Below are 17,667 nucleotides of genomic sequence, written 5' to 3'. Positions count from 1 at the left end.
CGTGGCATGCTCGCGGTCCCTTGTCATGGAATCGCCTGCATGCCCGTCCTGATTCGCGCCCTGGTGCTGCTGGTCCTCACCGCCTCGCTGTCCGGCTGCGGCTACAACGCGATCCAGCAGAAGGAAGAAGGCGTCAAAGCGGGCTGGTCGGAGGTGCTCAACCAGTACCAGCGCCGTGCCGATCTGATTCCCAACCTGGTGCGCACCGTGCAAGGCTATGCCCAGCAGGAGCGCCAGGTGCTGACCGAAGTGACCAACGCGCGCGCGCGGGTGGGCCAGATCCAGGTCAACGCCGACGACGAAGCCTCGCTCAAGCGGTTCCAGCAGGCGCAGGGCGAACTGGGCAGTGCGCTGTCGCGCTTGCTGGTGGTCAGCGAGAACTACCCGCAGCTCAAGTCCGACCAATCGTTCCGTGATCTGCAGGTGCAGCTGGAAGGCACCGAAAACCGCATCACCGTGGCGCGCGGCCGCTACATCCAGACCGTGCAGGACTACAACACCTATATCCGCTCGTTCCCGCAGGTGATCACCGCCAAGATCTTCGGCTACCAGCCCAGGCCGAATTTCAGCGTGGAAAACGAGGCGCAGATTTCGCGCGCGCCGGAGGTGAATTTCGGCACGCAGCCGGCACCGCAGCAGCAACAACCGCAGCCTGCGCAGTAATGCGGCGCAGTGGTGGGCAGGGAGTAGGTGGCTGGCCGTCGATGAGGCGGCCGGCCGTTCGCGGCGGCGCGCATGGCGCTGTGATGGAGGCCAGGCATTGCGTCATCGGTGTGTGCAGTGACGCCAATGCCCCACGCGCTGCTACGCGACCTCGCAGTGATCGCATCGACGAACGCGCTCGTTCAAACACTGTCGCCAGGCCAGCCGCCACGCACGGCTCGCTGTTTCTGTCTCGTTATTGCCCGCGGTGGCATGCGGCCAAGTTCGACAGCGCGGCGCCAGGCCTCACGCGCCATGTGCCTGGAAACGTGGCAGTCATTTCGACGGGCGATGCCGCCCTTTGGAGTCTGTAATGCCCCAGCGTCGATATGCCTTGTGGATGCTGTGGCTGCTCTGCGCGTTGCTGCCGGCCACGGTGGTCGCGCAGGATCTGGCCGCCATCCCGCCGTTGCGCTCGCCGGTGGTGGATACCACCGGCACGCTGGATGCCACCCAACTCCAGCAGCTGGAACAACAGGCGCTGGCCCTGCAGCAACGCAAGGGCGCGCAGTTGCAGATCCTGATCGTGCCGACCACCCAGCCGGAGGCGATCGAGCAATACACCCAGCGCGTGTTCGACCAATGGAAGATTGGCCGCAAGGGCGTGGACGATGGCGTGCTGCTGCTGGTGGCCAAGGACGACCGCCGGGTGAGGATTCAACCGGGCTATGGCCTGGAAGGGGCGATTCCCGACATCGTGGCCAACCGCATCATCCAGGAGTACCTGGCGCCGCGGTTCCGCGAGGGCGATTACGGCGGCGGCATCCGTGACGCCACCGCCACGCTGGCCGGGCTGATCGAAGGCGAGGCCTTGCCCGCGCCGGTGAGCGGGCATGCGTCCGATCTGAGCGATAGCGACAGCGGCAGTTGGGTCATGGCGCTGTTTATCGGCGTGTTCGTCGCGCTGATCGCGCGGGTGTTCCTGCGGGCATTGCCGCGGCCGGTGCGCGGGGTGCTGAGCGGTGCAGCTGCCGGCGCGGCCGCGTTGCTGCTGACCTCATTGGTGTTTGCCAGCATCGGCGCGGCGGTCGCCGGATTGGTTGTTGGCCTGGCGTCCGGTTCGGGCGGCCGCTCCATCGGTGGTGGCGGTTGGGGCGGCGGATTTGGTGGTTTCGGTGGCGGCGGGCGCGGCGGTGGCTTTGGCGGCGGCGGGTTCGGTGGCGGCTGGGGCGGGGGTGGTGGGTCGTCGGGAGGCGGTGGCGCCTCGGGGAGCTGGTGATGCGCTGGATCAGACACATGTTTGCGCCCTCGGCGCACCGCAGCTTTCCGCCGCGCAGCATGGATAGCATTGCCGCGGCGATCGCGGCCAGCGAGCAGTTGCACACCGGTCAGGTGATGGTGGCGGTGGAGGCGGATCTGTCGGTGGCGGCGCTCTGGCGCGGTCATGGTGCTCGCCAACGTGCCGAGCAAGCGTTCGCACAGCTGCGCACCTGGGATACCGAGGCCAACAACGGCGTGCTGATTTATCTGCTGCTGGCCGACCATGCCATCGAAGTGGTGGCCGACCGTGGGCTGCGTGCGTTGGTGCCGGACGCGGCCTGGGCCGAAGTCTGTCGGCGCATGCAGCAGTTCCTGCGCGATGGTCAGCACGAGGCCGCGGTGCTGGCGGGGGTGGAGGCGGTGACCGAACTGCTGTGCGCGCATTTCCCGGCCGCTGTCCAGGCCCAGCATGAAGACGAGCTGCCCAATCGGCTGCACATCCTCGGCTGAGGACGCCGTAGATGTCAGAATAGCGGCCTCGCTTTTTCGTGATCCGCGGTCCGCATGATCTATCTGCACGCCATCGACCCCATCGCCTTCTCGCTTGGCCCGGTGCAGGTGCACTGGTACGGGTTGATGTATCTGGCCGCGTTCTTCTCCGCCTGGGCCCTGGGCCGCTCGCGCATCCTGCGCGGCCGCCTGCCCGGCGTGGACATGGACGGATTTTCCGACCTGTTGTTCTACGGCATGCTCGGCGTGGTGCTGGGTGGGCGCATCGGCTACATGTTGTTCTATGCCTTCGACACCTTCCTGGCCAACCCGCTGATCCTGTTCAAGGTGTGGGAAGGCGGCATGAGCTTCCACGGCGGGCTGCTGGGCGTGTTGATCGCCTGCGGCCTGTGGACGCGCCGGCACCGCCTGCATTTCTTCGATGTCATGGATTTTGTCGCGCCCCTGGTGCCGTTGGGCCTGGGCTTCGGGAGGCTGGGCAATTTTGTCGGCGGCGAGTTGTGGGGCAAGTTCACTCAGGCCGGCTGGGGCGTGATCTTCCCGCATGCGCCGGAGTTGGCTGACTGGTCGCCCGCGCAACTCCAGGCCCAGTACGCGGCCGGCGCGCTGGACCGCTTCGCCCGGCATCCGTCGCAGCTGTATGAAGCCGCGTTCGAAGGCGTGGTGATGTTCGTGGTGTTGTGGACCTTCTCGATGAAACCGCGCGCGCGCTATGCGGTGTCGGGACTGTTCGCGCTGCTGTATGGCGTGTTCCGCTTCATCGTGGAGTTCGTCCGCGTCCCGGATGCACCGCTGGGCTACCTGGCCTTCAACTGGCTGACGATGGGGCAGATCCTGAGCCTGCCGCTGATCGGCGTGGGCCTGGTGCTGCTGGCGCTGTCGCGCCGCGCGCCGGTGCTGCAGCCAGTGGTGCCGACCGCAGCAGGTGTGGAGGCGGCCAAGTGAAGCCGTACCTGGAGTTGCTGCAGCACGTGCTCGAGCACGGCGCCGAGAAGTGCGACCGCACCGGCACCGGCACGCGCAGCGTGTTCGGCTGGCAGATGCGGTTCGACCTCAACGCTGGTTTTCCGCTGGTCACCACCAAGAAGCTGCACCTGCGCTCGATCATCCATGAGCTGCTGTGGTTCCTGCAGGGCGATACCAACATCGCGTACCTGAAAGACAACCAGGTCCGCATCTGGGACGAGTGGGCCGATGCCAACGGCGACCTCGGCCCGGTCTACGGCAAGCAGTGGCGGCGCTGGACCGGCCCGGACGGCGTCGAGATCGACCAGATGCAGTGGCTGGTGGACGAGATCAAGCTCAACCCGGATTCGCGCCGGCTGGTGATCAGTGCCTGGAATGTCGGCGAGTTGCCGCAGATGGCCTTGATGCCCTGCCATAGCCTGTTCCAGTTCTACGTGGTGGACGGCAAGCTCAGCTGCCAGCTCTATCAGCGCAGCGGCGACATCTTCCTCGGCGTGCCGTTCAACATCGCCAGCTACGCGTTGCTGACCCACATGGTGGCGCAGGCCACCGGCCTGGGCGTGGGCGACTTCGTGCACACGCTGGGCGATGCGCATCTGTACGCGAACCACTTCGAACAAGCCCGCGAGCAGCTGACGCGCACTCCGCGCGCGTTGCCAACCTTGCGCCTGAATCCCGAAGTCACCGACCTGTTCGCGTTCCGCTTCGAAGACATCGCGATCGACGGCTACGACCCGCATCCGGCGATCAAGGCGCCGGTGGCGGTCTAGAAATCAGCTCATCAACGAGGACGGTATGCAGAGGCGTTTGCTGGTTTTCATCGCGTTGCTCGGGCTGGCGTCGACAAACGCCATGGCGCTCGCCGAAACCGTGCGTGGTCCGGCCGGTAGCCTGCAACTGCCCGATGGCGTGACCGCGACGCTCGCGCCATCCAATCCGGCGCATCCGAGTATCGACACCAGCGCGATCATCACGTTGACGACGGCGCAGGCTGATGCGCTTGGGCCGGTCACGCTTGAAATGAGTTGCGCACCGGCTTTCGGTCAACTGAATTCTGCCAAGGGCATGGAGCGATTGGCAGCCGTGGCGTTTCAGTTGGACAAAAAGCTGAAACGCGAAAAGGCCGAGTGGATCGAACTCGACACACGGCAGGCCTACCGTACTGATGCCTCGCGTGCCGATGGCACGCGGCTGACGCAGTGGCTGGTGCCGTCAGGGAGCTTGTTTGCCTGGATCAAGTTCGACCGGCCGGGCGCCTCGCCGCTCGAGCAGGATGTGTTGAATGCCATCGCCGGGATCAAACTCCTGTGCGGCTCCTTGCCTGAAAGCAACAAGGTCCCGTGATGTTGAAGCTTGCGCTCGTCGTGGCGCTGGACCGCAATAACGCCATCGGCCGCGACAACGATCTTCCGTGGAAGCTGCCCGATGACCTGAAGCGCTTCAAGGCGCTGACACTGGGCAAGCCGATCCTGATGGGGCGCAAGACTGCGCAGTCACTGGGCCGTGCGCTGCCAGGGCGCCTGAATCTGGTGCTGACGCGCTCGGGGCAGGTGCCCTTCGAGGGCATGCATGCAGTGGCCTCGGTAGACGAGGCGATCGAACGCGCGGCACAGGAAGGTGCGCAGGAGCTGTGCGTGATCGGGGGAGGCGAGGTGTACCGCCTGACCATGGAGCGCGCCGATCTGCTGGCGGTTACCGAAGTGGACACGGCCGTCGAGGGCGCCGATACGCACTTCCCGCCGATCGATCCGGCGGTGTGGGTGCCTGCCGAGCGCAGCGCGCATGCGGCGGACGCGCGGCACGCCTTCGCTTTCAATTTCGTGGATTACCAGCGCCGCTGATGGGCTTCTAGCGTCGGGCCGGTGGCACCGACGCGCGCACGGGCTCACTCCTGAGGCGTGTCGCCCGGCGCTGCAGCGGGTGCAGCAGCATTGCCACCATTGCCATTGCCGCCACCACGCCCACCGCGTGCGCGTTGCCGGCCCTGGCGTTCGCGCGGGCGACGCGGTGCACGCGGCGCCGTTGCCGGCGCAGTGACCTCGCGCCCCGGCACCTGCACCACGCGCAGTTCGTCGGTATCCAGCTGCAAGGCGGTGAGCTTGCCGCCCCACACCGCACCGGTATCGATGGCATGCACACCCTGGGTGATGGTCAGCCCCAGGGCCGACCAGTGGCCGCAGACGATCTTGAGATCGCGCTCCACCCGCCCCGGCACTTCGAACCAGGGGTACAGGCCCTGGGCCTGCGTGCCAGGTGTGCCCTTGTCGTCGGTGGCGATGCGCCCACGTGGCGTGCAATAGCGCATGCGGGTGAACAGGTTGATGATCGCGCGGCTGCGGTCGTACCCGCTCAGGCCCGGCGACCAGCCTGGCTGATCGCCGTACATGTTGCGCAGCAGCTTGCGATAGCCGCCGCCCTGCAATTGCTGCTCGACTTCACGCGCATGCTTCTCGGCCATCTGCGTGGTCCACTTGGGCGCCAGCCCGGCATGGATCATCATCCAACCCAGCTCGCGGTCCACGTGCGCCAGCTTCTGCATACGCAGCCAGTCGAGCAATATGTCGCGGTCTTCTGCCAGCACGATGCGCTGCAGATCCGGATTGACCTTGCGTTGTTCTTCTTCCGAGCGCGCGCCAATCGCCAGCAGCGACAGATCGTGATTGCCAAGCACCACCACGCTATGCGCGCGCAACGAGTGCACCAGGCGCAGCGTTTCCAGCGATTGCCCGCCGCGGTTGACCAGATCGCCGCAGAACCACAGCGTGTCCTGGGCCGGGTCAAACCGGATCTTTTCCAGCAGCTGCTGGGTGATGTCGTAGCACCCCTGCAGATCGCCAATTGCCCAGACGCTCATCGCGCGTGCTCCCTCAATGCAGCATCCATCAGTGCAGCGTCCTCGGCACGCTCAGCACGAAGGCGGCGATTGGCGCGGTGAATTCGGTGCCATCGTCGGCCACCATGTCGTAGTAACCCTGCATCTGCCCTTGTTCGGTTTCCAGCAGCACACCGGAGGTGTAGTGGAAGGCCTCGCCCGGACGCAGCCGCGGCTGCTCGCCGACCACGCCTTCGCCGTCCACCTGCTCGGTGCGGCCGTTGGCGTCGGTGATTTTCCAGTGGCGCGCAATCAGCCGCGCTGGCACGGCGCCGGCGTTCTGGATGCGAATGCTGTAAGCGAAGGCATAGCGGCCTTCTTCCGGAGTCGATTGATGGGCGAGGAAGCGTGGTGACACCTCGACCTCGACCCGGTAGCGCGGATCATCTTGCATGGGGAAAGTTTAGAGGGTGTTCTGTACTTTGAGGTGAGTGCGTGCGGTCTGTCTCGCGCCGAGTCGGGCGCGGTGATTCAAGCCAGCTCGACATTGGCCAGACGAATGAAATCGGCAACCTCCAACTGCTCGGCGCGCGCATCCGGGCGCACCCCGGCGGCCTCGAAATGCGCCGGTTCGCAGACGGTGGACAGGGCGTTGCGCAAGGTCTTGCGGCGCTGCCCGAAGCCGGCGCGCACCACATCGGCAAAGCGCTTGCGGTCCTTGATCAACACGCTGGCCGCATCGCGCGGTACCAGCCGTACCACGGCAGAGTCCACCTTCGGCGGCGGGCGGAACGCGCCCGGCGGCACCACGAACAGCGCGGTCACCTCGCAATAGGCCTGCAGCATCACGCTCAGCCGGCCATAGACCTTGCTGCCCGGGCCGGCCGCCATGCGGTCGACCACTTCCTTTTGCAGCATGAAGTGCATGTCGGCCACTGCGCCGGCATGGTCCAGCGCATGGAACAGGATCGGCGAGGAGATGTTGTAGGGCAGGTTGCCGACCAAGCGGATCGGGGTGCCATCTGCCACTGCGGTGAAGTCCACGGCGAGCACGTCGCGGTGGATGATCTGCAGCTGGCCGATCGGTGCAGCGGCTTCGGTCAGCGGCGCAATCAAGTCGCGGTCGAACTCGATCACGGTCAATGCGCCGTGCTTGCGCAGCAGCGGAAAGGTGATCGCGCCCTGGCCGGGGCCGATTTCGACCAGATGCTGGCCGGGGCGCGGGTCCACTGCCTGGACGATCCGGTCGATGTAATACCGGTCGGCAAGAAAGTGTTGGCCGAGCGACTTCTTGGCCGGTGCGCTGAAAGAGGAATTCATGTGCAGAGTTTAACGGAGCGCGGGCATGCCCGCGGCACGCGCCTGGTGCGTCCACGGACGCGCTGATGGATTTGGCGCTGTTGGCTTTGGACTGGCGCTGGTTTGCGCAGTTGCGGGTGAGCGCTAAGCAGCATCCGTGTCGACCGACGTGCCGCCCAGCTAATGGCTGATGCAGGTAGGCGCAGTGCTAATCGGCTTGGAGGATGCGAGCGCCTGTTGGGCACATCGCCACTCCGATGCGGTAGGGCGCGGTGTGCCCACCCTGCGTGCGGCGTTTGCAACACGCGAAAGTAGAGCGCGGCTCTGCCCGACATTCAGTGCATACGTTCAGCACAGCTGCCCGCACGGTAAAGGCCGTTGACCGAAATTGCCTTGAACATGCCAGCGACGCTTCGCCTGCAAACGCGAATGGTCCTCGGCCCTAATGCCACCTTGACCTCAGACCGGAGTGGCACAGCAACAAACGCATGGTTGGTGGTAGCGGTGAAGCGCGTTCCCGACGCGGCGGCGTCCGCTCACGTGCTGAACCGGGTCTGCCGCTGCGCGGCACCGATCTTTCGAATCAGCTGCGTCCAGCCAGGCGTGCACACAGCGCCGTCGCGGCAAGCAGGCTGGAGGGATCGGCCACGCCGCGCCCGGCCAATTCCAGCGCAGTGCCGTGATCGACCGCCACGCGCGGGTAGGGCAGGCCGAGGGTGATGTTCACCGCCTGCTCGAATCCGCTGTACTTGAGCACCGGCAGCCCCTGGTCGTGGTACATCGCCACCACCGCATCGAAGCCGGTGAGCTTCTGCGGCAGGAAGGCGGTGTCGGCCGGCAGCGGGCCGATCAGCTGCATGCCTTCGCTACGCAATTGATCGAGCACCGGAATGATGACGTCCAGTTCTTCGCGGCCGAGCAGCCCGTCTTCGCCAGCATGCGGGTTGAGACCGAGCACGGCGATGCGCGGATGTTCCAGACCGAAGTCCCGTTGCATGGCCGCGGCAGTGATGCGCAGGCAGCGCGCCAGCGCCTTGGCGGTGATCGCCTCCGGCACCGCGCGCAGTGGCAAGTGAGTGGTCACCAGCGCCACCCGAACGATGCTGTTGGCCAGCATCATCACCACCGGGCAGCCGGCCTGTGCGGCAAGCAACTCGGTGGTGCCGGTGTAGGCAATGCCGCCGGCGTTGATCACGGCCTTGTGCACCGGGCCGGTGACGATGCCCTGCAGCTTGCCAGACAGGCAGTCGCCTGCCGCTCCCAGCAAGCCGGCAATCACTGCGGCCGCATTGGCGGGATCGGGCGTGCCGAAGCGAGTAGGGGTGGCCTGACGGACCGGATGCAGCGACAGATCGCCGGGCAGGCGTGCGTGCTGGTCGGGATCGAGCAGGCGGACAGACAAACACAGCGCCTTGGCGGCGCTGTGCAGGGTGTCAGGATCGGCATAGGCGATCAGATGGGCATCCGAGCGCGGCTGCTGGGCGAGCCGGATACACAGTTCCGGCCCGATCCCGGCCGGCTCGCCTGGCACCAGCGCGAGCGAGGGGACCATCGGCTTAGCGCGTCGGCTGGGCCGGCGGCGGCGTCGGTGCAGCGGGTGCAGCCGCTGGTGCGGGCGCTGCGGTGGCATCCGCATCGGCGCGGTCGCCGGTGCGGAAGCTCACAAACGCCTCGCCACGCAGTTCCTGCAGGTAGCGGTTGTACTCCTCTTCCAGCTTGCGACGACCGATCGTCTCGCGGATCTGGGCGCGCTGATTTTCCGCGCTGACATCGGTCTGGCGCGTACCAACACGCTGCACGATGTGCCAGCCGGCCTGGGTGCGGAACGGCTCGGACACCGCGCCATCGGTCAGGCCTTCAACCTGCTTGCCGAAGTCCGGGCCGAACGCATCGGCTGGGAACCAGCCCAGGTCGCCACCCTGGCCGCGGCTGTTGGTGTCCTCGGAGGACTCCTTCGCCGTTGCCTGGAAATCAGCGCCGCCCACGATGCGCGCACGCAGCGTGTCGATCTTCGCCTTGGCCTGCGCCTCGGTCTGGTTGTCGCCGATACGCACCAGGATGTGCCGGGCGTTGTACTCGGTGACGACCTTCTTTTCGCCGCCGGCATTGGCGTCGCGCATTTCCACCAGCTTGAGCAACTGGAAACCGCTGGGGCCACGCAGCGGCCCGGCAACCTGGCCAGGCTGCATGTCGCGGATCAGTTGGGCGAATGCATTGGGAATCTCGTCCAGGCTGCGCCAGCCCAGGTCGCCACCTTCCAGTGCATTCGGGCTATCCGAATAACGCACCGCAGCTGCGGAGAAGTCCAGCTCGCCCTTGTCGATCAAGGCCTTGACGCCATCGACCTTCTTCTGGCCGGTGGCAATCTGTTCGGCCGTGGCGCCTTCCGGCAGGCCGACCAGGATATGCGCCAAGTGATACTGGCTACCGGTCGTGGCCTGCTGGGCCAGTGCGGTGTCCACTTCGCCTTCGCTCACGCTGATGCGGCTCTGCGCAAAGCTCTGGCGCAGGCGCTGCACGATGATTTCATCGCGCACCGAGGCGCGGAAATCGCCGTAGCCCATGCCGTCGGCCGCCAGTTTCTGGCGTAGACCGTCCACGGAGGTGCCGTTCTGCTGAGCGATGCTGGCGATGGCGCGGTTCAGTTCCTCGTCGCTGACGCGGATACCGCTGCCTTCGGCACGACCGACCTGCAACTTGACCAACACCAGGCGCTCGAGCACCTGCCGCTGCAGGACGTCGTCCGGCGGCAGCTGGTTGTCGCGGCCGGCGTATTGCGACTTGACGTTGCGCACAGCGCGATCAAGCTCGCTCTGCAGCACCACGTCTTCATCCACGATGGCAGCGATGCGATCCAGCGGCTGGGATTGCTGTGCCGAGGCCAGCGGCGAGACCGTGCTGGTGATCACCAGCAGCGAGGCGAGGAGTACAGAGAAAGGCTTGGTCATGGAATCAAGTTCGGATCGTAATCGTCCGGATTAGTCGTGGTGTTGCTGGGCGGGACCAGGTAGAGGTCGTCGCGGTAATAGCCGAGAATAGCACGGCGCAAAGTGCGGTCCGTGTTCTGGCCAAACGAGCTCAGGCCCTTGAGCACGAACTCAAACTGGAGGGAGTTGTCCATTTCGCCATCGCGGTTGCGCACGAACCGGCGCACCAGGGCGCGCACCGCCAGGCAGCAGCTGTCCCACTGCACGCCGCCGATGATTTCCAGCGGCTTGCGGTCCAGCAGCGAGTAGTAGTACCGACCGACCGCACTCCAGGTGGGATTGATCGGATACAGGAAGGAGAAGTCGGCCTGCTTGAGCTGATCGCTGTCATCAATGAGGTTGCGACGGTAGCGATACGCCAAGTTGATGATGCCGTCATTGTTGAGCAGGTAGCGCGTACGCAAGCTGGCCAGATCTTCCTTGCGCGAGTTTGGATTCCACTGGTAGGTGGCGCCCATCGACCAGCGATCGTTGATCATGTAGTTGGCATCGGCCACCCAGGCGGACTTGCCCTGTTCGATGGCGCGCTCGCTACCGGCAGCCACACTGTTGATCGTGACCAGCGAATCATTGAAGTAGAGAATCTGACCCGCACTAAGCGACAGCTTCTCGCGGCCATCGTCCTGGCGCAGCCAGCGCGAGGTTACTGCCAGGGTCAGCTGGTTGGCATCGTTTTGACGGTCGGCACCGGTGTAACGCGAATCACGGAACAACTGGCCGTAGCTGAAGGTGAACGGACGCGTGTCGAAGACCGGCAGGTCGTCCTGATTACGGTACGGCACGTACAGATAGTAGGCGCGTGGTTCCAACGTATTAAGGTAGTTAGTACCGAATACAGAGGTCTCGCGGTCGAAGTACAGACCGGCGTCAACCGAGGCGATCGGCAAGCTGCGGGTTGGCGAACGGTCACCGGTCAGCGGCGCGGTGTTGGCTACTGTCGAATCCAACTGATACGCGGTATAGCGCCAGGCCACCGTTGGAGTCAAAAACCAGGCTGCGCCGGATAATGGCATCGAGATATAGGGCTTGAGGTCGAGACGCGAGCCGCTGCCGTATTCTTGGTTTTGGATGTTCGTGCGGACGTACTCGTCGCCGTTGTTATTGTTGTTGCCGCTATTTGGAGTGAACGTCACTTGGTACGAGTCATCGTGGGTAAAACGCACCACCTCGGAATAGATGCCCGCCTCGAAGAGGCCGAACGACTTGTCCCAATTGAAATAAGCACGCGGCTGCCGGTTGTAAGGTAGTGCTCGCTCATCCAAGGTGTAATCGGTGAGCTGCCAGCGGTCAGCCATCACGCCAGCAGTCCAGTTCTCGCCGGTGCCGTAGATGCCGATCGTGCTCTGCAGACTCGATGCAGAACCCATACCGTTAAGGCGGCTGGTGAAGTCCTCGACATAACGTGTGTCGCTTACCCAGGAGATGCTGCTGCGCGCCTGCCAGTTACTGTTGATGTTGTGGTAACCGCTGTAGAAGACGCTACCGCGATCCTTATCGCGCAGCTTGTCGCTCGGCAAATAGTTGCCAGTGATCTCACCGCGGCCGCCGTCGTACAGGTAGCGGAATTCTGTACCGAACATCAAGCCACGCTTGCTCATATAGCGTGGCAGCAAGGTGGCATCGTAGTTAGGCGCCAGATTCAGGTAGATCGGCTGCAGGTAGTCGAAGCCGTTCCGGCCGGACAGGCCGAACTGCGGGAACAGCAGACCGGTCTGGCGGCGGTCGTCGATCGGAAACTTGAACCAGGGGAAATACAGCACCGGCACCTTGCCGATCTGCAGCACGGCGTTGCGCGCGGTGCCGAAGCCTTCGTCGTTGTCGACGTCGATTTCGGGAGCGCGTACGCGCCAGATCGGCTGCGATGGGTCGCAGGTGGTGTAGGTGGAGCGGTGCATCTGCCCGACCTGGCCCTGCAGGTCCACCGATTCGGCGCCGCCATTGCCGCGCCGGTCCACCAGTTGGTACTGGATGTTGGTGACCTTGTGGCTGTCGGTGTCCTGGTTGCCCTCGGCGCGGTCGGCGACCATGCGGAAGGAGGTGTCCTGGTAACGGACATTGCCCTCGGCGATGTAATTGCCGGTCTCGGTGTCCATGCGCAGATTGTCGGCGCCCAGGAACTGGTCGCCGCGCTTGAGCGCCACATTGCCCTGGTATTGCGGGGTGGTGCTGGTGCCGGAAAGCTGGTCACCTTCGATGTCAGTGGGCAACTGCTGGCGCATTTCTGCGGCCTTGGGATCGGCGGCGGGCGCGCCGTCAAAGCCCGGCAGCGGGTCCACGGCCGGGCACAGTCCCCAGTTCAACGGCTTGTCGGCAGCCATTGCCGGCAGGCAAATGGCAATGCTCAAGGGCAGGGGCAGCAGGCGGAGAGCTCGGCGCACGCGTGAAGTTCAACCAGTAAAATGGCGGCTAGCTTGCCGTATAGCCCGCATAGGGGCAATGAAGAATCCCCGCGGAAGGGGGGCGAGGTTCATCGCCATGGTAGCCGGGCGCCGCGCTGGCGCCGCCGGATTCATCGCAGCGCGCCGACGTGGGCCACGCTGCTTTCGCGCAGCGCCTGCAGGTCGTAGCCACCTTCCAGCATCGACACCACCCGGCCGCGGGCATGCCGGGTGGCCAGCGCGCGGAGCGCACCGGTCAGCCAGGCAAAGTCGTCGGCGTCGAGCATCAGGTCGGCCAACGGGTCGCGCAGATGCGCGTCGAAGCCAGCGGAAATCAGGATCAGTTGCGGGCGGAAGGCGTCGATCAGCGGCAGCATCTCGTCTTCCCACACATTGCGAAAGCGCAGGCCGTCGCTGCCGGGAGGCAGCAGCAGATTGTGGATGTTGCCGATACCGCGCTCATGCACGCTGCCCGAGTGCGGGTACAGGCCCGACTGGTGGGTGCTGAGGTATTGCACGGTTGGGTCGCGTTCGAAGATCGCCTGGGTCCCATTGCCATGATGGACATCGAAATCCACCACCGTAATGCGCTCCAGCCCATGCCGGTCGCGGGCGTGCGCGGCGGCCACGGCGATGTTGTTAAACAGACAAAAGCCCATCGAGACGTGGCCGGTGGCGTGATGGCCGGGCGGGCGCACCGCGCAAAAGGCCGTGCCGGCGCCGTCCTGCATCACCGCATCCACCGCCGCAATGCCGGCCCCGGCCGCACGCAGCGCGGCGGCGCGCGAGCCCGGCGACATCAAGGTATCCACGTCCAGCTGGTGGTAGCCCTGGAAATTGGTCTCCAGTATTGCATCGACCTGTTCGCGCTCGTGCACCCGGCACAGGTCGCCGAGCTTGGCCAGCGGTGCTTCGCGCCAGTCGAGGTCGGTAAACGCTGCGCGCAGGGCCTCGACCACGGCGGTCAGCCGTGCGGGGCTTTCGGGATGCTCTGGGCCGGCGTCGTGGCCGAGGCAAGCAGGATGAGTGAAGACCAACATGGGAGCAATCTAGCCTGTCCGCGCGGTGTTGCGCACGGTCAGCCGCGCCGGCGGTCATGCCGCCACAGCACTTCCTGCTGCCCATCGGCGCGTGCCAGCACACGGGCGAGCACGAACAGCAGGTCCGACAAGCGGTTGAGATAGCCGATCGCCTCGCTGCGCACCGGCTCCTGCCGCGATAGCGCGACGGTTTCGCGTTCGGCGCGGCGCACGATGGTGCGCGCCAGATGGCAGCGCGCGGCAGCTTCGCCCCCGGCTGGCAGGATGAACTCCTTCAGCGCGGGCAGGTCGTCATTGAAATGGTCCAACTGCCGTTCCAGCGCGGCGATGTCGTCGGCGTCGATGGCTGCATGGCCCGGGATGCACAACTCGCCGCCCAGGTCGAACAACTGGTGCTGCACGGTGGTCAGCAGGGCGGCGACAGGCTCGGGCACGTTGGGTGCGGCCAGCAGCACGCCGATTGCCGAATTGGCCTCGTCGACGGTGCCGTAAGCGTTGACGCGCAGCGCATCCTTGCCGGTGCGGCTGCCGTCCCCGAGGCCGGTACTGCCGTCGTCGCCGGTGCGCGTATAGATGCGGGAGAGCCGGTTGCCCATCTCAGCCGGCCTGCGCCTGGCCATGTGGGCTGGTCAGGCGCTCGGCAACCACCTGGATCACCGCTGCGGCGGCAACGTAGAGCGCTGCGCTGCGCAGGTAGGGCCACAGCCAGTCGGTGTAGTTTTTGAACCAGCCGGCGAGGGTTGGCTCGGCCACGCTGGCGCTGATCCAGTAGAAGCTGCCCTGGGCGATCAGTTGGCACAGCGCCACCGAGATCAGCAGCGCGGGCACCAGCTTGGCCAGCGCGCTCCATTGCGCGCCGCGGTAGTGCCGCCGCAGCCATGTGCCGCCGGCCCACAGCGCGAAGTAAGCCGGGATCAGGCACCAGTAGGCCGGCGAGACGCAGTAGTGCGCCCAAAAGCTCATGCCCTGCTGGGTGATCACCAGCCAGTCGACCGCCACCGCCAACCCCATCAGCAACGGGAAGGCCAGTTTGGTGCGCGCCGCAAGGTGAAATCCGCCCAGGAAGAACACGGCCCAGGAGGCGTCCGGGACCTGCCCGAAATGATGGATGCGCGTGGCCGCCATCAGGACGGCGAGCAGGCTCAGGACCAGGGTGTCGTGCGAACGAGGCGTCATGCGCGGAAGTAGCCGGGTTACAGACTCGCGAGTGTAGCGTGGAAGCCGGCATGCCTGCGCCCGTGCGAGCGTGCAGTCGCCACCTGCGGGACTACCGGTCTAGGGCATGGGCCAGGGGATCCGCAGCTGACGCGGCAACGTGTCCCACCCCGGGGGCGGCAACGGGCCAGGGCCGAAGGCTTATCATGTACTGATGACACACGCACATGACGTTTTGATCGTTGGCGGCGGGCTGGTGGGCTCGAGCCTGGCCATTGCGCTGGACCGCATCGGCCTGGATGTGGGGCTGGTGGAGGCCACGCCGGCCGGCGCACCCCCGGCGGTGTTCGATCAACGCAACCTCAGTTTCGCCGCCGCCACCGTCAACGCGCTCGGCGCGCTTGGGGTGATGGCCAAGCTGCGCACCGCGCCGGGCCCGATCCGGCGCATCCATGTGAGCCGTGCCGGCGATTTTGGTCGAGTGCAGCTGGACGCTGCCGACTACGGGCGCGACAGCTTCGGGCAGGTGGTGGTGGCACGGGATTTCGGCGAGGCCCTGCAAGCGCGCCTGGACGAATTGCGTAGCTTGCAGCGGTACCGGCCTGCGCGCTGTATCGGCATGGAACCGGTCCAGGACGGCTATCGCGCAGTGCGCCTGGCCACTGCCGACGGCGAGCAGCTGGTGCGTGCGCGCTTGGTGGTCGGGGCCGATGGCAGCCATAGCGCGGTGCGCGAACTGCTGCATATCGGCACCGAACAACACGATTTCCTGCAGACCTTGTTCGTGGCTCGCGTGCGCGCCTCACGCCCGCCCGATGGCACGGCCTGGGAGCGCTTCGGCCAGCATGGGCCGACCGCGCTGTTGCCGCGTGGCGACCGTCATTACGGTGCGATCCACTGTGTGGCACGGACCGAGGCCGAGACGGTTGCAGCGCTCGATGAGGCTGGCTGGCTGGCGCGGCTGCAACGCGCCGCCGGTTGGCGTGCGGGGCGTTTTGTTGGCAGTGGCGAACGCAGTGCGTATCCGCTGGTGCAGATCTTGGCCAACACGGTAGTGGCCGAGCGCGTGGTGCTGCTGGGCAACGCGGCGCAGACGCTGCACCCGATCGGCGCGCAAGGCTTCAACCTGGGTCTGCGCGATGCGCTCACGCTGGCCGAACTGATCGAACCCGACCGCAGCGATGCCGGCGCAGCGCCGTTGCTGGCGGAGTATCTGGCGCGGCGGCGGGTGGATCGCGACCACACCATCGGCTTTTCCAGCGGCTTGGCGCGGCTCACCGGCAACCCGGCGCCGCTGCTACGCCCGTTGCGCAGCCTGGGCTTGCTGGCCGCCTCGCAGGCGGCACCGCTGCAATCGATGCTGGTCGCTGGGGCGATGGGATTCCGTGGCGACGTGCCGCAGCTGTGCCGGAGCCAGGCATGAGCCGGCGCTCGGGGCGTGATGCCGTGATCGTCGGCGGCGGCGTGGTCGGTGCGGCGTGCGCACTGGCGCTGGCCGATGCCGGCCTGCAGGTCGCGTTGGTGGAGGGCCGTGAGCCACCGCGCTGGCGTGCCGATGCTGCGGATCTGCGCGTCTACGCATTTGCCGCCGACAACGCCACGCTGCTGGAGCGCCTTGGCGTGTGGAAGGACGTGCGCGGCGCGCGCGTGCAGCCGTATCGCCGCATGCGGGTGTGGGATGCCGGCGGCGGCGGTGAACTGCGCTTCGATGCAGACACGTTGGGCCGCGAACAGTTGGGTTGGATCGTCGAGAACGATCTGCTGGTCGATCGCCTGTGGGCGGCCGTGCATGCCCGGGGCATTGCGCTGCATTGCCCGGCGCGCGTGGTCGAGCTGGACCAGGATGCCACCGGCGTGCGCCTACGCCTGGATGACGGCAGCCGGCTGGAAGCTGCGGTGGCGATCGCCGCCGACGGTGCGTCTTCCACGCTGCGTGAGTTGGCTGGCCTACCGGTCGCGCGTCACGCTTACGCGCAGCGCGGCGTGGTCGCCTTCGTAGACACCGAACACGCACATCAGGCCACGGCCTGGCAGCGCTTTTTGACCACCGGCCCGCTGGCCTTCCTGCCGTTCGCCGATGGCCGCAGTTCGATCGTGTGGACCTTGCCCGATGCCGACGCCGAGCGCGTGCTGGGTCTGGACGATGCTGCGTTTTCGCGCGAGCTGACCCAGGCCTTTGCCGGCCGTCTGGGCGCGGTGCAGGTGAGCTCGCCGCGCGCGGCGTTCCCGCTACAGCGGCAACTGGTGCAACAGTACGTCAGCGGCCGCGTCCTGACCCTGGGCGATGCCGCGCACGTGGTGCATCCGCTGGCCGGGCAGGGCGTGAATCTGGGATTGCGCGATGTCGCGGCGTTGAGCACGTTGGCGCACGACGCTCTGGCGCGTCGCGCCGACTGGGCCGCGCCACACCGGCTGCAACGCTGGGCGCGCACGCGTCGCAGCGAAAATACCGTCGCTGCGTATGGGTTCGAGGCCATCAATCGCGTGTTCTCCAACGACGAGATGCATCTGACCCTGCTGCGCGGCTCGGTGCTGGGGGCGGCGGGCAAGCTGCCGCCGCTGGTGGACCTGCTGTGGAAGCGCGCGTCCGGCAACGCGTAGGCGCACCGCGCTGACGG

18 protein-coding genes are annotated in these 17,667 nt (G+C 66.1%); 9 read left to right on the top strand and 9 right to left on the bottom strand.

Features of this window, described 5'->3' with window-relative positions; translation table 11 throughout:
• Positions 1-39 precede the first annotated feature (39 nt).
• The 7 genes from QRM60_RS13095 to QRM60_RS13065 all read left to right on the top strand — a co-directional run bounded on the left by QRM60_RS13095 (position 40) and on the right by QRM60_RS13065 (position 5,219).
• The gene (locus QRM60_RS13095) at positions 40-663 is read left to right on the top strand and encodes a LemA family protein (protein WP_115555440.1); all 624 of its coding nucleotides are present in this window, start codon (positions 40-42) and stop codon (positions 661-663) included.
• A 352-nt stretch (positions 664-1,015) separates the two neighbouring features.
• Complete coding sequence (locus tag QRM60_RS13090) at positions 1,016-1,921, top strand: TPM domain-containing protein (protein WP_161962581.1); 906 nt, start codon at positions 1,016-1,018, stop codon at positions 1,919-1,921.
• Positions 1,921-2,412: a TPM domain-containing protein gene (locus tag QRM60_RS13085; protein ID WP_285446350.1), complete on the top strand. Its 492-nt coding sequence runs from the start codon at positions 1,921-1,923 to the stop codon at positions 2,410-2,412. The genes QRM60_RS13090 and QRM60_RS13085 overlap by 1 nt, the downstream gene beginning before the upstream one ends.
• A 54-nt stretch (positions 2,413-2,466) precedes the next feature.
• Complete coding sequence (lgt, locus tag QRM60_RS13080; protein ID WP_285446349.1) at positions 2,467-3,357, top strand: prolipoprotein diacylglyceryl transferase; 891 nt, start codon at positions 2,467-2,469, stop codon at positions 3,355-3,357.
• On the top strand, positions 3,354-4,148 hold the full coding sequence (locus tag QRM60_RS13075; RefSeq protein ID WP_115555443.1) for a thymidylate synthase: 795 nt from the start codon (positions 3,354-3,356) through the stop codon (positions 4,146-4,148). Before lgt ends, QRM60_RS13075 begins: the two co-directional genes overlap by 4 nt.
• A 25-nt stretch (positions 4,149-4,173) precedes the next feature.
• Entirely contained in the window at positions 4,174-4,722 is a 549-nt protein-coding gene (locus tag QRM60_RS13070) for a hypothetical protein (protein ID WP_146049834.1), read from the top strand.
• A 2-nt stretch (positions 4,723-4,724) separates the two neighbouring features.
• The gene (locus QRM60_RS13065; RefSeq protein WP_115556024.1) at positions 4,725-5,219 is read left to right on the top strand and encodes a dihydrofolate reductase; all 495 of its coding nucleotides are present in this window, start codon (positions 4,725-4,727) and stop codon (positions 5,217-5,219) included.
• A 44-nt stretch (positions 5,220-5,263) separates the two neighbouring features.
• Here the strand turns inward: QRM60_RS13065 and QRM60_RS13060 are convergent, their stop codons facing one another.
• The 9 genes from QRM60_RS13060 to QRM60_RS13020 all read right to left on the bottom strand — a co-directional run bounded on the left by QRM60_RS13060 (position 5,264) and on the right by QRM60_RS13020 (position 15,070).
• Positions 5,264-6,232, bottom strand: a complete 969-nt coding sequence (locus QRM60_RS13060) for a symmetrical bis(5'-nucleosyl)-tetraphosphatase (protein WP_115555444.1) — start codon at positions 6,230-6,232, stop codon at positions 5,264-5,266.
• 28 nt (positions 6,233-6,260) lie between these two features.
• Positions 6,261-6,644 (bottom strand): Co2+/Mg2+ efflux protein ApaG, encoded by a 384-nt coding sequence (gene apaG, locus QRM60_RS13055; protein WP_011036026.1) that lies wholly within the window; start codon positions 6,642-6,644, stop codon positions 6,261-6,263.
• Between the two features lie 77 nt (positions 6,645-6,721).
• Positions 6,722-7,510: a 16S rRNA (adenine(1518)-N(6)/adenine(1519)-N(6))-dimethyltransferase RsmA gene (gene rsmA / locus QRM60_RS13050; RefSeq protein ID WP_042596373.1), complete on the bottom strand. Its 789-nt coding sequence runs from the start codon at positions 7,508-7,510 to the stop codon at positions 6,722-6,724.
• A 562-nt stretch (positions 7,511-8,072) separates the two neighbouring features.
• A complete protein-coding gene (pdxA, locus tag QRM60_RS13045; protein WP_115556025.1) occupies positions 8,073-9,041 on the bottom strand; it encodes a 4-hydroxythreonine-4-phosphate dehydrogenase PdxA in 969 nt (322 codons plus the stop codon).
• A 4-nt stretch (positions 9,042-9,045) separates the two neighbouring features.
• Positions 9,046-10,437 (bottom strand): peptidylprolyl isomerase, encoded by a 1,392-nt coding sequence (locus QRM60_RS13040; RefSeq protein WP_115555445.1) that lies wholly within the window; start codon positions 10,435-10,437, stop codon positions 9,046-9,048.
• Positions 10,434-12,854, bottom strand: a complete 2,421-nt coding sequence (gene lptD, locus QRM60_RS13035) for an LPS-assembly protein LptD (RefSeq protein WP_115555446.1) — start codon at positions 12,852-12,854, stop codon at positions 10,434-10,436. The genes QRM60_RS13040 and lptD overlap by 4 nt, the downstream gene beginning before the upstream one ends.
• Before the next feature lie 131 nt (positions 12,855-12,985).
• Complete coding sequence (locus QRM60_RS13030) at positions 12,986-13,894, bottom strand: histone deacetylase family protein (RefSeq protein WP_285446348.1); 909 nt, start codon at positions 13,892-13,894, stop codon at positions 12,986-12,988.
• Between the two features lie 38 nt (positions 13,895-13,932).
• Complete coding sequence (locus QRM60_RS13025; protein WP_011036032.1) at positions 13,933-14,490, bottom strand: cob(I)yrinic acid a,c-diamide adenosyltransferase; 558 nt, start codon at positions 14,488-14,490, stop codon at positions 13,933-13,935.
• A 1-nt stretch (position 14,491) separates the two neighbouring features.
• On the bottom strand, positions 14,492-15,070 hold the full coding sequence (locus QRM60_RS13020; RefSeq protein WP_115555448.1) for a hypothetical protein: 579 nt from the start codon (positions 15,068-15,070) through the stop codon (positions 14,492-14,494).
• A gap of 193 nt (positions 15,071-15,263) precedes the next feature.
• Here QRM60_RS13020 and ubiH point away from each other — a divergent pair, with 193 nt between their 5' ends.
• Both ubiH and QRM60_RS13010 read left to right on the top strand, forming a co-directional pair.
• Positions 15,264-16,472: a 2-octaprenyl-6-methoxyphenyl hydroxylase gene (gene ubiH / locus QRM60_RS13015; RefSeq protein WP_115555449.1), complete on the top strand. Its 1,209-nt coding sequence runs from the start codon at positions 15,264-15,266 to the stop codon at positions 16,470-16,472.
• Positions 16,469-17,650, top strand: a complete 1,182-nt coding sequence (locus QRM60_RS13010) for a UbiH/UbiF family hydroxylase (protein ID WP_042596366.1) — start codon at positions 16,469-16,471, stop codon at positions 17,648-17,650. The genes ubiH and QRM60_RS13010 overlap by 4 nt, the downstream gene beginning before the upstream one ends.
• Positions 17,651-17,667 lie beyond the last annotated feature (17 nt).

It is taken from the genome of Xanthomonas sp. fls2-241-TYG-148 (assembly GCF_030208815.1).
Taxonomy (GTDB): Bacteria; Pseudomonadota; Gammaproteobacteria; order Xanthomonadales; family Xanthomonadaceae; genus Xanthomonas; species Xanthomonas campestris.
Note: the sequence above shows the minus strand (reverse complement) of the source record. Positions and strands in the feature narration are given on the sequence as shown.